This is a genomic window from Psychrobacter nivimaris (assembly GCF_009812035.1).
Taxonomy (GTDB): Bacteria; Pseudomonadota; Gammaproteobacteria; order Pseudomonadales; family Moraxellaceae; genus Psychrobacter; species Psychrobacter nivimaris.
The window spans coordinates 13,278-27,502 of sequence record NZ_VZIZ01000020.1; the positions used below are offsets into that span (position 1 = coordinate 13,278).

At 43.6% G+C, this 14,225-nt stretch carries 10 protein-coding genes; 3 read left to right on the top strand and 7 right to left on the bottom strand.

What is annotated here, in order from left to right; all coding sequences use genetic code 11:
• Positions 1–148: 148 nt before the first annotated feature.
• From FQV37_RS08970 to FQV37_RS08985, 4 genes are all read right to left on the bottom strand, one after another.
• A complete protein-coding gene (locus FQV37_RS08970; protein WP_160022477.1) occupies positions 149–883 on the bottom strand; it encodes a lysozyme inhibitor LprI family protein in 735 nt (244 codons plus the stop codon).
• Between the two features lie 18 nt (positions 884–901).
• Positions 902–1,549, bottom strand: a complete 648-nt coding sequence (locus FQV37_RS08975) for an anthranilate synthase component II (RefSeq protein WP_160022479.1) — start codon at positions 1,547–1,549, stop codon at positions 902–904.
• A 72-nt stretch (positions 1,550–1,621) separates the two neighbouring features.
• Positions 1,622–3,040 carry an anthranilate synthase component I family protein gene (locus FQV37_RS08980; RefSeq protein ID WP_160022481.1) on the bottom strand — a complete coding sequence of 473 codons (1,419 nt, stop codon included), beginning with the start codon at positions 3,038–3,040 and terminating at the stop codon, positions 1,622–1,624.
• Between the two features lie 85 nt (positions 3,041–3,125).
• Positions 3,126–3,401, bottom strand: coding sequence for a Trp family transcriptional regulator (locus tag FQV37_RS08985; RefSeq protein ID WP_114700514.1), 276 nt, complete (start codon positions 3,399–3,401; stop codon positions 3,126–3,128).
• 498 nt (positions 3,402–3,899) lie between these two features.
• On the opposite strand from FQV37_RS08985, the gene FQV37_RS08990 reads away from it, so the two are divergent.
• The 3 genes from FQV37_RS08990 (at position 3,900) to FQV37_RS09000 (ending at position 10,667) form a co-directional block, all read left to right on the top strand.
• Positions 3,900–5,987, top strand: a complete 2,088-nt coding sequence (locus tag FQV37_RS08990; protein ID WP_160022483.1) for a TonB-dependent receptor domain-containing protein — start codon at positions 3,900–3,902, stop codon at positions 5,985–5,987.
• Between the two features lie 887 nt (positions 5,988–6,874).
• Positions 6,875–9,172 (top strand): FepA family TonB-dependent siderophore receptor, encoded by a 2,298-nt coding sequence (locus FQV37_RS08995; RefSeq protein WP_160022485.1) that lies wholly within the window; start codon positions 6,875–6,877, stop codon positions 9,170–9,172.
• A gap of 220 nt (positions 9,173–9,392) precedes the next feature.
• Positions 9,393–10,667 carry a PepSY-associated TM helix domain-containing protein gene (locus FQV37_RS09000; RefSeq protein WP_240990994.1) on the top strand — a complete coding sequence of 425 codons (1,275 nt, stop codon included), beginning with the start codon at positions 9,393–9,395 and terminating at the stop codon, positions 10,665–10,667.
• 429 nt (positions 10,668–11,096) lie between these two features.
• On the opposite strand, the gene FQV37_RS09005 is transcribed toward FQV37_RS09000, so the two are convergent.
• From FQV37_RS09005 to FQV37_RS09015, 3 genes are all read right to left on the bottom strand, one after another.
• Positions 11,097–11,867, bottom strand: a complete 771-nt coding sequence (locus FQV37_RS09005; RefSeq protein ID WP_160022489.1) for an iron ABC transporter ATP-binding protein — start codon at positions 11,865–11,867, stop codon at positions 11,097–11,099.
• A 77-nt stretch (positions 11,868–11,944) separates the two neighbouring features.
• Positions 11,945–13,030, bottom strand: a complete 1,086-nt coding sequence (locus FQV37_RS09010; protein ID WP_101211979.1) for an iron chelate uptake ABC transporter family permease subunit — start codon at positions 13,028–13,030, stop codon at positions 11,945–11,947.
• Between the two features lie 96 nt (positions 13,031–13,126).
• Positions 13,127–14,212 (bottom strand): ABC transporter permease, encoded by a 1,086-nt coding sequence (locus FQV37_RS09015; RefSeq protein WP_413772503.1) that lies wholly within the window; start codon positions 14,210–14,212, stop codon positions 13,127–13,129.
• Between the last annotated feature and the right edge of the window lie 13 nt (positions 14,213–14,225).

Consider the following 14,225-nt stretch of genomic DNA (forward strand, 5'->3'; position numbering starts at 1 on the left):
TGGCTACTAGGTCGTGTGCCAAACTCAATCAATAGTTATTCAAATGGCTAAAAAATGGCTAGCGTTTGCTAAATAACCTAAACAATATCGAATAATTGGCTCATATCATATTTGTGTTCGCATCACTTTTTTATTTCTATAGTCTCTGTTAATCAATCCATAAAAAGAATGTTTGTTCTCGGAGAGTGTTTTGCTGAATAAAGCACACTTTTTCCACTTGGGTTCTCGGCAGATGATCCGTATCGGCTCCGCAATTTTTTGAGCGCTGTTTTATCCACTGAGTCTGCTCTTTTTTAAGATCAGCCGTCATATCTTCACCGTACAGGCGTCTGACTTCATTTCGCATTACTCTGTAGCTTTCATTTAATGCTTTATCAGACGTGTTATATATCTGATCAATCAGAGCAGCTTGTGATGCTAATGGCAGATAAGTCTCGTTTTCTTTGTAGGTGGCACTATAGGTATCGACTGTCCATTTACTTCTTATAGATATCTCATGGTTCGAGGTATCTATAAACCCGTCAAAATCTTCGCCTTCAAAAGTATAACCCTGAAATCGACACGGGGTCACGCCATCTTTACATAAGCTATGCTTGGTTTGCGCAGAGTAGTATTTGATAGCATAGGGCGACTTACTAGGTTCTGGTGTTGTCTGTAATAGCCGTTCTAAATCGGGAGCGACTAGCAGCATATTGTTGCAAGTGACGCTTCCTTCTGCACAGCTCTCATAAAGGTTAAGACGTTGACCTTGGATGTCCATGCCCATTGAAAAGTTTGCCTGTACAGGTGCTACAGCCGAGCTGACAGAGGTCATTAGCATTAAGCTTGAGAGCAACGCAGTATGTCTGAGTAAGCTGGAAGTATTTAGGCTTGAGGCAGACATGGAGACGGACATATAGGTTTATACCTGTAGCAAGAAGTTACTCAGCAACCGCTTAGCGCCTTCAGTGGCAAAAGATTCAGGGTGAAATTGTACGCCTTGAATCGGATAGTCTTTGTGCGCCAGTCCCATAATCTCATCGCCCGTCAGCGCAGACTCATCAAAGCTTAATGTCGCTCGCTCGTCATTGGCGACGACTGAGGTGATCGTCAGGCAGCTTGGGATCGTATCGGCTTTTACCACCAGTGAATGATAGCGCATGATTTCAAGCTCTTGCGGCAAGCCCTGATAAATGCCCTTACCATCATGACGAATCGATGAGATTTTGCCATGCATCGGCACACTGGCACGTACCACATCACCACCGAACACATGCGCAATGCCTTGCATACCCAAGCAAACGCCTAATAGCGGCACAGTTTTGCCTAGTGTTTCAATGACCTCGCTACAGATACCAAAGTACGCGGGATCGTCAGGGGAGCCAGGGCCAGGTGAAATGATAATTCTATCAAGATTCATCGCTTGCACATCTGCTAGGGTGATTTCGTTATTGCGTTTAACGATGACGCTGGCCTCTTTATCACTGTCTAAGGTTTGTAAAATCTCACCCACGTATTGGTAGAGATTAAAGGTAAACGAGTCGTAGTTATCAATAATTAAAACATTCATGGGTTATAAACTCTTTTGTAAAAATAGTGCTAGGTAAAATATGGTCAATTTATGCAGTACTTCTAGTAGCAATTATGATTGCATAAAGCTATCTAACACGACTTTCATCGCCGACAGTTTACGCTGAATCTCTAAGTACTCATCAGCTGGGTTTGAGTCGTAAACGTTACCGCCACAAGTTTGGGCGTAGGCAGACTCGCCATTGATAAACAGACTGCGAATAGGAATGGCAAAGATACAATCACCATTGAAATTGAACGAGCCTAATGCACCGCCATAAGCACCGCGACCATCTGGCTCTAGCTCATTAATGACTTTAATGGCTTCTACTTTAGGTGCGCCTGATAGCGTACCAGCAGGGAAGTTGCTGGCAAGCGCACTAAACATATCTTCGTTAGGATGCAGGATACCAACGATTTCAGAAGAAATATGCTGCACGTGAGAGAAGCGCTTGATATCCATCAGGCTACGTACTTTTACTGTACCAAAACGTGCCACACGGCCAATATCATTGCGATGCAAATCGACCAGCATATTGTGCTCGGCAATTTCTTTGTCATCGTTGAGTAAGGCGCGGGCAAGCTTACGGTCCTCTATTACATCGGCGCCGCGTTTAGCCGTTCCTGCGAGCGGATAGGTTTCCATTTCACCTTGACGCAAGCGGAATAGCAGCTCAGGCGAGGCACCAATGATGCACTGTTGCGCAAATTTCATAAAATACATATGCGGCGATGGATTGACGGCACGCAACTTTTCATAAATCGGCATTTTGTCACCGGCAATACGATATTTAGATTTAAAGCCTACTTCACACTGAAAAATACGCCCAGCGATGATGTCTTCTTTGACTTGCATGACGACATTGGCATGCTCTTCTTGGCTCATACCATCACCTAAAAATTCAACTTTAGGCGCTTCATAGCTAGGCGTTGGCTCATCGAGTAGGGCTTTGATTTGCTCGATACGGTTTTCTTGTTGAGCAGTTGGGTAATAAAAGTAGAAAATCTCCCCAGTCATCTTATCTAGGGTCAATCCATCTAGATACACGCCAAATTTAAAGGGTTCAAAGTCTTCGCTGGCTTTTGTATTGAGGCTAGGTTCAAAGAAGTTCACGCAGTCATAACCCAAATACCCGACCAGACCACCGCTTTGATCGCGAGCGATGACATGCTGCGGTGTTATATCACGCAATAGCTGATAAGGATTGTCGGTTTGATAATGACTTACCTCAGCAGTTTTATTATCGGTAATCGCAAGCGTTTTGCGATCTAATGCGGCGATAGTCGTCACAGGGTCAAAGCCGATCGCATGATGGCGCGAGATATGGCTGTCTTCGCCCAATGATTCGAGCAAATAGCAGGTATCAAACGCGCTTTCGATACGTTTGAATAATGCAAAAAAATCGATATCTTGCGTCAGTTTGATACGTTGTGGTTTGCTCGGGATATCGATAGGAGCAGGTTTGGTCTGTGTGCGAGTACTAGAGGTCATAACAAAGTCCGAAATGGTTCAAATATGTGTTGATTAATAAGTGTGAGAGTTGTCAGTAAAAAGCTAGATAGTAACGTTCAAAGGGTTAAGAGCAGTCTCTATGTGTGGCTAGTAACGCGCTGACATCATGGCTTTGCTTGGCCTTGGCACCGCGAGAGACAGTGGCGATACCAACACCTAATTGCTCAGAGATATCACGCTGAGTGATGCCACGATCTAGCAAGTCAAAAATGCGAATACGATTGGCGATGTCATGCTGTTCTTTATCGGTCAGCAAGGCACTGAGCAGCTTTTCGATATCTGCGCTATCAGTACAGTTGGTCAAATGTTTCACTAAGCTCTGATAAGGATCGGTAGTCATAATAGGTCATCTTAGCCAAAGAAAATAGATAGGTCGCTTGTTGAGCGATTTTTCGCTGAGAACCATCTTGTTTCAGTATTCTAGTACAGTAGTACAAGAAATACAAGTGATAAGTTGAGTTAATAGCAGGCTGCTGTAGAAGTGATGATTTTTAAGCCTTGTTTATACAGATTCAACTCGTAGTCATTGTCATATTTGATAGCATATTTATAGTTGGTACCAAGCGTTGCTGTGTTTCCTTGGCATACTAAGCACTAGAATTGAGAATGTATAATATTAATTATTGCCAAATTGTTAATACTTAGTTATTATGCCTCTCATTATTTAAACGCTAATTATTATCATTAACATTAATCATGTTATTCGCACGATGAGTTAAGTGTTTTAATGTATTTAATCTTCTGGTGGGCACTATTTTAAAGGTTGTTTGACGATAGCCTTTAAAAATAATTCTAAAAATTCTAATTTCTGACAGTAAACAAAGTGAGTAAATGTGTTATGTGCGAAGTAAAGTTATCTAGTCAATTGACAGTATTGTCTATCGGTGTCGCCGCTGTATTGTGGACGCAAGCTGCCAGTGCCGCAACGGCAGCAGATATGCCAAACACAACATTGCAGACTATCACTGTAACAGCAAATAGCTCAGTACGTGACGCTGTACAAGAAGACTCTGTCTACATAGATGACTACACCCCAGCTGCACAAGCCAGCCATTTGAGCGATTTTCTGGACGTTGTGCCAGGGGTAAGCGTGGGCGGTACCTCATCGGTCAACCAACGTATTCGTGTACGTGGTCTTGATGATACCAACCTAAAAGTAACGATTGATGGCGCACGTCAAGAAGGCGCGTTGTTCTACCATATGGGTGATGTCACTATTGATCCAGATCTGCTAAAACAAGCAGAGGTATCAGTCGGTAATAACTCAGTGACGCTAGGCAATGATGCTATCGGCGGCGCGGTTGCTTTTGAGACAGTCGACGCGGCAGATTTACTCAAGCCAGGTCAAAAGGTAGGTGCTAAGCTGCATACAGGTTATGCTAGCAACAATGATGAACTGCTAACTTCAGCCACTGTGTATGGTGCGCCAACAGAAAATATTGATTTACTGGCTTATTATGGCAAACGCAACGCGGACGCTGGTGAAGACGGTAAAGGCCGTAAAATCCAAACGGAAAACAGCGAAGGCGAAAACATCCTATTAAAAGCGGGTGCTTATGTCGGTAGTGATCATCATGTAGGTGCTAGCTTTAGCCGTACCGAAAACAAAGGCAAGTTCCCATTACGTCCAGATTTTCCTGCTGGCGGCTGGAACCCAATCATCCCGCAGGAAGTCAAACGTGATACCTATGCGCTTGACTATGCTTACAACCCTGCCAACCAATTGGTTAATGTAGACGCTAATGTATATCAGACTAGCACGCAGATTTTGCGTAACTCTGATGGCGAACCTGGGTTTGAGTTTGATGCAGAAGTCCAAACCACAGGCGCAAAAGTACAAAACACCAGTATCATCGATAGCAGTATCATCAATGGTGTGCCAGGGGTTCATAAGTTCATCGCTGGAGTTGAGCATTACAAAAAAGAATCTGAGATGACACGCGACTTTGGTAATGCGAGCACCGATGAAGCAACCAATACGTCTGTATATCTAGAAGACCAGTGGCAAATGGGTAAGCTTAGCTTAACGCCAGGCGTCCGTTATGACCGTTATGAGTCTCCAGAGTATGTATCTGCTGGCAAGACTTACGACAATGTCGTTGGCGCATTGGCTGCTAGCTATGAAATTGCACCGCGCACCCAACTATTTGCAAGCTATACTCAGTTATTTAATGGTCCAGATCTTAGCCAAACGATTTTTAATTCCGACGGTGTTGATACCTATGTGAACAATGAACTAAAAGCAGAAGAAGGTGACAATGCAGAAGTCGGTATTGCGACAACGCTGCGTGGTTTGACCATGGCTGACGACTCTTTAAAGCTGAGTGCTAAGTACTTTGAAACCAATATCGAAAACTATATTGAGTTTGTACGTGCAGGTGGTAGTAGAACTGGCATGAATTGTACCACTGGGCAACTAGGTACAAGTGCTGCCCCTGAAGCCTGCCAAGGTGTCATTAATAATGATGAAGATTTCAAAATCAAAGGTGTAGAGCTATCGGCCGACTATCGAGCAGATAACTTCAACATGGGGCTAAGCTATGCTCGTGCACGTAGCAAAGGCGAAGATACGGGTTACAATATCTCTTCTGTCAGTGGTAGTGGATCTGAGTCTGGCGACAAGTACATGGTCAACTTAGGTTACGCTCCAACCAATACTACTGAGCTTGGCTGGCGCAGTACTTATGTGGCCGATGTGACACCAAATACCGCTGGTGATGACAACGAAAAACCAGGCTATGACGTACACGATATCTTTATGACTTATACGCCAACTCAAATTGAAGGTTTAAAAGCCACACTAGGTGTATACAACATCTTTGATGAGACTTATGCAAGCCATGCGTCACGTAACTCTATTGATGATGACTATACTGATTTTGAAATGGGACGTAATATCAAAACGTCTTTGACTTATCAGTTCTAATCTAGCTTATCGAATTTCAGTCTAATCGTACTTATAAAGTCAGCTGTCTTATACGGGAGCTGGCTTTTTTTACGAGATTTTTGAGAGTGCGATTTATCTAAGAGTAGATGTTAAGTTGCTCGTTTGGTAGAAGGTGAAGCTACCGTATAAATAGCATATGAGTTAAATCGTATGCGAGTACTACGCCAATACTCTAAACAACAGCGAGCTATCATCGAAGCTCATTTATATCTTTCAAATTATCAGGAAATGATTGTGAATGAATACGGGCATAGAGTAATCAAACGTCGAAATTCTGAAGCTGACGCATAATGTTTTTAACTGGCCGAATTATCATATTGGAAATATCGATAAGGTTTGACAGTGTAGCGCTTATACAACTGAAACTAACAGGCATTTCTATAAATATATTGAGCATCCATTAAACCGTTAACTGAACCACATATAAGAATGCAAACATTAATGATAATTATTATCATTAATGTTTGCATTCTTATATGTATCTTGCTAAAGTGTGTTTCGTTCATTACAGAACAGTTAATGACCCTTTGCTCTATTCCATTTATAGAGACTTTTTAAACTAAATATTTAATTCGTTGACTAATGACAGTTACAGCGTCATCAAACTTTTAACCCTACTCAGTACATACCCTTATTCGTTTACTCTCAATAGCTAAGCCTCTTGGCGATATTTTAGTCATGTTTTTATAACATATATATTTACGGACACGTCTATCCGACAATCGTATGTCAATTTTAGACGTTTATTTATGTGTACTTGCACCGAGAATGCATCCGAAGCATTGCATAAAAAGTGGCTAAAACCATTCACTGACGATGAGATAAACAGGTATTAACGAAATTGTGCGCTTCAAGGAATATTACTTATGTCAAACCAATCAGGTTGCTCTGATTTCTCAGTCATCACTTCTCCAAAAAAACTTCAACGCGTCGTGACTGGTAAGCTTTTACTAAGTATCGCTGTGACTTCTATTCTTAGTAGTACCGCTTTTGCTGCCGAGGGTGATGAGGTAGCTGTGCAAGGGGCGACCGACCAAGAAGCTGTGCCTACAGCTACATTGGATACAATTGTGGTGCGGGCAGCAAGGGACGAGCTAGAACAAGCAGCAGGGCTGTCTATTATTAGTGAAGAAGCCATCGAAAAAGCATCAGTTTCTAATGATATTTCAGAGATTGTACGTAAGATGCCAGGTGTGAATTTGTCGGGTTCATCGACGTCAGGTCAGCGTGGTAACCAACGTCAAATTGATTTGCGTGGTATGGGGCCAAACAATACACTTATCTTAATCGACGGTCGTCCTGTCACTTCTCGCAATTCCTCACGACCTAGTCGTGGGAGTGAGCAAGACACGCGTGGTGACTCGCAGTGGGTACCACCAGGTGCTATCGAAAGCATCGAAGTATTGCGTGGTCCAGCAGCAGCCCGTTATGGCTCTGGTAGTATGGGCGGCGTGGTAAATATCATTACTAAGAGCCCGACTGAGCCAGAGTTTTCTATCAGTGGTCACTATGAGGCACCAGAGAGCGATCTAGAAGGCAGTAGCTGGCGTACCAATATCAATATGGCAGGTGCATTGACGGATAAACTGTCCTCTCGTACGACCCTTGGATATCATGATAGTGAAGCTGATGACCCTTCTATTAATGCAGCAGAAGCGCTAGATGACTCAGTAGCAGCAGGTACTGAAGGTGTCGAAAATATCGATGTGCGCCAAGTGTTTGAATACGCGATGGATGCGATGAATACGGTCGGTTTTGAAGTGAATTATAGCCGTCAAGAAAACCGCTGGGCGGGTGATTCATTGTTCCAAACCGTGAATGAAACGTTGATAGATGAGTTAGAAGGTGAAACAACGAGCAAAATGCAACGCTATGGCGCGGCGATCACACATCGCGGTGAGTATGATGACGCTAGTAGTAACAGTTTCATTGAGTATACTCGGACAGTTAATGAGCGTTTGGGTGAAGGTAGTGCGGGTGGTGGCGAAGGACAGATTGTCATACCTGACGACGGCGAGGATTTTGAATGGACAGAGGCGACTTACGATACGCTAAATGCCAAGTCAGAATGGGATATTTACTTTGATCGTCATACCTTGACTGCTGGTGCAGAGTTCCGCGGTGAAAAGCTGGATAACCCTGTGGTATCTGATATGACATTTGAAGATGGTTTTGAGTTTGGTGATGTAGAGACCGATCCTGACAAGCGCGATCCAACTTCAGATGCCTACCTCGTCGGTGCTTATTTAGAAGATAACTATGAGATCACGCCTGATTGGTATGTCACGCCAGGCTTACGTTTTGACTATCATAGTGAAGCTGGCAGTAACTGGTCGCCTAGTATCAATACTACTTGGCACTTTAGTCCTGATTGGTCAGTGAAAGGCGGCGTCAGTCGTGCGTTTAAAGCCCCTTCATTATATCAGCTTGATCCAAACTATATTTACTATACTGGTGGCAATGGTTGTCCATCTTGGGTACCTCTTGATGAAAGAGGTTGCCACGTATTAGGGAACCCTGACCTAGAAAATGAGACATCTTGGAATAAAGAGATCACCTTTACTTATGATGATGGTACTGGACTGAATGCAGGCTTGACTTATTACCATAATGCCTATGATAACCGCATTGGCGCTGGTACGGATCGTGTGGCGGTAGATACAGCGACAAATCGTTCTATCTTTCAATGGGACAATCAAGGTGAAGCAATTGTCGAAGGTTTAGAAGGTTTTGTACAAGTACCAGTCACTGACAAGGTTTCGTGGTCTACCAATATCACCAGTAACATCCGCTCAGAGCGAAAAGACAATGGCGAGCCATTATCACTCATTCCTAAGTTCACTGTAAACACGGGTGTGGATTGGGATATTACGCCTCGCTGGAATGCCGACTTTGATGTGAGCTACTACGGCACGATTGAAGCCCCTACGATTTCAGTTACGACTGGAGAAGATAGTGGTGACCCGTTGCTTGATCGCGAACCGTATGCCATTGCCAACGTGAGCACTCGCTATGATTTGACAAAAGCGATTACTGTTGGAGCTGGTATCAAAAACTTGTTTGATGAGGGTGTTTATCGTGAGGGTACCGCTACGAACGCAGGTGCACGTACGTTCAATGAACCTGGTCGTACTTATGTGTTCGACGTTAGCGTTGATTTTTAGGAGGTAGACACAGGGTTTGTTAAGTTAGAAAAAGGTCTGAGCTATTTGCTTAGACCTTTTGCGTTGTTAGGGCAGGTTTTCATTTTTAAAATAAGCCCATGTCCCCGTAAATATTTTTAATAATTCAATAACTTACTATCACAATATAACAGCAGATTTATTTATGTCATTTAATTTTCGCTATAGCTGTCTTTGGATTCACCGTTATACTGGGCTTGCCATGGCAGCTTTTTTAATTATTACTGGTATTACTGGCACATTATTGGCATTTCATGACGAGCTAGATGATATCTTCAACCATAAACTGGCTCAGGTCGAGAAACAAAACGCATCACATCTGCCTATTGCTGAGCTTCATGATAAGGTCATCAGTGCGTATCCACAATATGCTTTTTCTAGCATGCCAACTTCGATAGCAGCAGAGAGATCAGCCGTATTTTCGGTAGATAGAGCACGAGGAAAAGCCGCTCAAAACCAACCAAAAGCACCGTTTCAACAAGTTTACGTCCACCCTTATACTGGCGATATTATTGGTACTCGTGATAGAGATGAGTGGGCATGGCACAACACCATGTGGAAAGTGTTTTGGTTACATCGCGATTTATTACTGGGTGATATTGGAAAATTGCTACTAGGGATTGTCGCGCTCGTGTGGACGATTAATTGCTTTATTGGCTTTTACTTAACATTTCCTAGGGCGATCAAGAAAAAAGCACAGAACCAAACCTCGCCTAAAAAACGTGCCTCCTTTTTTAAACGCTGGTTACCAGCGTGGAAAATTCGTACCAAAAGTAATATGTTTAAATTGAATTATGATCTACACCATGCCTTTGGATTATGGCTTTGGGGAATTTTATTTGTCATCGCGTGGTCAAGTGTTGGTTTTAACCTAAGAGAGGTCTATCAACCTGTGATGCACGCTGTCGTAGCACTCGAGGAAAGGGGTGAAAGACAGGAGAACTCAAGAAAGCCATCAGAAAAAGCAGAACAGGCTTCTGGTGCAGAAACAGGGACTAGGGTTGAGGCTGTAAACAATGAGGTTGTCGATGTCGAGTCTGTTGATGTGGTCAATAAAGCCAATAGCATTGCTTATTTAAGTGAGCAGGCAAACACTGCTGCCCAAAGCAAGGGTATGCTAGTACAAGAGTTTTTAGGCATACGTTGGATTGAGGACGAGGGTCAATGGCAGCTGCGCTTTAAGACAGATAAGGACATTGGTAAAAAAGGCGGCGCTTCGTCTATTACCGTCAATGCAAGGACTGGTAGCATCGAGCGTGTAAATTTTGGCTATCAAAGTTCATCATTTGGCAGCAAAGCCGATCAATGGCTATCGACCTTACATATGGGGCATATTAGCCATGGCATCGGCCACTTACTGTATCAAATATTTTTAGCATTGGTAGGTTTGGCGGTGGCGGTATTATCAGGGACGGGCGTCTATCTGTGGTGGAAAGGTCGACAGCAGCGACTTAAAGCATCGCAAAAGGGTAGGTAATATAGTGATATTTCTAGGGTATGTTTTTATTTAGATAGCTATCTGTTGAATCAAAAGCATGCCCTAGTTATAAATTTAATTGCAAGAATATTGTGTATGCTATCGAGACAGTAAAAATGAAGAAAGCAAACGTTTCACCTATCATGACCCATCTATGCCAACTATTATTTTCATCATAGTTCTTTGTGTAATCTACTGAAGAGATGTCTTGAGTAAAATCCATAGGAATAACCACCAATCTTAAAGCATATAAAGTGATTCCTAACCAAAAAAAGGTATTTGATATCTCCTTATTTAAAGCATTAAAAATGAATAAGCAAAAGCTAATTACTAAAACTAGTAGAGATAAGTTCTTGTAGTTTATCCATCGATTATTTAATAGCGCTCTATACATCTATAATTTCTTTTATTATTTGCGAAGTTCTTTATTTAAACCGTATCAACAATCACTGGACGACCCTGATGACTTAGGACAGTGACATCGACGTTGTATAAATCTTTCATCGTCTCTTTAGTAATAACATCAGCAGGGCAACCTATAGCGGTCACTTCTCCTGCTTTCATCGTAACTACTGTATCTGCAAACTGTGCCGCTTGGTTGATATCATGCAGGACGATTACCACGGTTTTTTGCTGATTGTGGCTAAGCTGGCGTAGCTCACGCATGAGTCGACCAGCATGATACATGTCTAGGTTATTTAGTGGCTCATCGAGCAATAGATAGGGTGTATCCTGGCAGACAATCATAGCGATCAGCACGCGCTGACGCTGTCCACCTGATAGCGTTGACAAGAAGCGCTCGGCAAGTGGCTCAAGCTCAAAGCGTTCGAGGATTTCCTGTACTTTTTGCTGATCGTCAGCGGTCGGTTGCCCTTGATGATAAGGGTAACGCCCAAACATCAGTAGCTCATGTACGCGCAGACGTCCTTGCACATGATTGTCTTGTCCGAGCATAGCGACAGTTTTGGCCAGTGTGCGCGCCTGACAGCTGACAATATCACGCTCTTCATTATCTACAGCGAAGCTCACCTGCCCAGATTGTAGCGGCTGCAAGCGAGCCATGACAGAAAACAACGTAGACTTCCCAGCGCCATTAGGCCCAATCAAAGCAATCACCTGCGCCGTTGGGAGGGACAACGTAATGTCATGCAGAATTTGTTGTTTACCAATATGGTGAGAGATATTATTTAGTTTAATCATAGTCAGTCTTATTTAAAAAAGTCTTAGGGTTTTCTCTATCAACAGGATCAGCTAAATAAACAACGTTAGCTAAGTAATCATAAAGAACGACGCTGAGACATAAATATCAATGCTAAGAACATCAATCCACCTGCTAGCTCTATCACGACGGACAACACGCCTGCCATATCTAGCACTTGCTCAAAGATAGTCTGACCCAGCACTAAGCAAATCATAGCGACCAAACTGACCAATATCAGCCGCTCGGTGTGATACATATGTCGTGCGATACGATTGGTCAATGCGCAAACCAATAGACCAAAGAAGGTCACTGGACCGACCAGAGCGGTAGCCGTGGCAACCAGTACAGCGATGACAGTTAATAGACCAAATGCTAAACGTTGATAGTTGATACCAAGGTTGACGGCTTGTGCTTGTCCGAGCATCAACACATCGCATTGATAACGCCAGCGCCACACAAATATCGCAGTGATGGCACAGATAAATAAGCTGATACCTAGTAGCTGAGGGTTGACCGTATTGAACTGCGCGTAGCTGGCAGACTGTACGACCACAAAATCATCAGGGTTAATCAACCGTGCAATGAGTGCTGATAAGCTGCGAAACAACACGCCAAAGATAACGCCCACCAATATTAGCCGTGTCAGATCCTGACTGCTTTTAGAAAATAATAACTTAAATAATAATAAAGATGCCCCAAACATCAGGACAATCTCTAACGTGAACTTGGCAATAGGATCGAGACTGGTAAAGCTAATCGCACCTAAAAAGAAAACCAGTAAGCTCTGCAACAGAACATAGAGTGAGTCAAACCCAAGTAGGGAGGGCGTTAGAATTGGATTGTGAGTCAACGTCTGAAACAGTAGCGTCGACACGCCAATCGCATAGCCAACCACCATTAGTGCCAACAGTTTTTTGCCGCGTAATGGTAGTGCAAAGTCCCAATAGCCATTGACATTGAGTGTCATAAACAAGGTCATCGAGATAAGTAGAATAATAGCTGCTATGGATTTTGGATGGGCAGCTATCCATGCCCAAAGCTTTGCCAAATGACCTTGTGCAGCGGCTGAATACTGACCATCTGCTGAAGATGAATTATTTACCGCTGTGCTGGTTCTGGTAGCATCAGTCTTGGTGGAAGTAAGCTTAGTTGATGAGAACATACAAAAATCCTATGGTGCCAAGCTTATCTAATAAGGCAAAAAATGAACGACGGTAAGCGAGTGTTGAAAATTAATACATAGTTAGTGAACATGGTGCTACTGCTCAGCTGGCGCACGTAATAACAGCCATAAAAACAGCACCGTACCAACCACACCAAAAATAGTGGCGACCGGCACTTCAAATGGATAGCGAATAGAGCGCCCGATAATATCGCACAGCAACACCGCTGAAGCACCAAGTAGGGCAACTGCTGGCAAGCTGCGACGCAACTTATCTCCCATTAGGCGGCTCACAATGTTTGGCACAACCAGCCCAATAAAAGGAATCATGCCCACAGTCACGACCACGACAGCGCTCATCATGGCTACCATACCCACGCCAATCCAAGTGACCTGACGCTTACTGATACCCAAGTTCAAGGCGATATTGTCACCCAAACCAACGATGGTCAGCTTGTCGGCAATAATATAAGCCAGCACACACAGTCCACCCGTGAGCCACAACAGCTCATAGCGCCCTGCCAATACGCCCGAGAAATCTCCAAACTGCCAAACACTCAGCATCTGTAGCGACTCGGTTTGATAGGCGATAAAGGTAGTGACTGCTTCAATAATGCCGCCAAAGACAATGCCAATCAGTGGAATCATCAAAAAATCAGTAGGCGGAATACGGTGAATGAGCAGCATAAATAGCATCATGCCAAAAACGGCAGCAATGGTTGCCACGCCCATTTTGACAATGAGCGCACTGGCAGGGAACAGCAGACTGACTACCAGTAAACCAAGTGCAGCGCTCTGAGTCGCACCGACCATAGATGGCTCTACAAAGCGGTTTTTTAGTACTACTTGGATAATCATCCCAGCCACTGCCATCGCAATACCAGTCAAAATAATGGCGATAGTACGCGGTATACGGCTAACCAATAACAATGAGCTATCGGAGTTGGCACTCTGAGTCAGCAGGCTCTGCAAGATACCTGACCACGAAAAGTCAGCCACACCAATAGATAAGCTCAATAACACCAAAAGCCCCATAAGAATGAGGCTTGCTGTATTGATGAACCACGGTGGTATGACAGTACGTCGATGTAACGCATTGCCAGTACCGCTTTGCCAGCTTGACGCTGATGGAGCAGTACTGGATTTGAGCCTAGCATGAGTACGGTGTGAAAATAACGACATAATCTCTACTGGC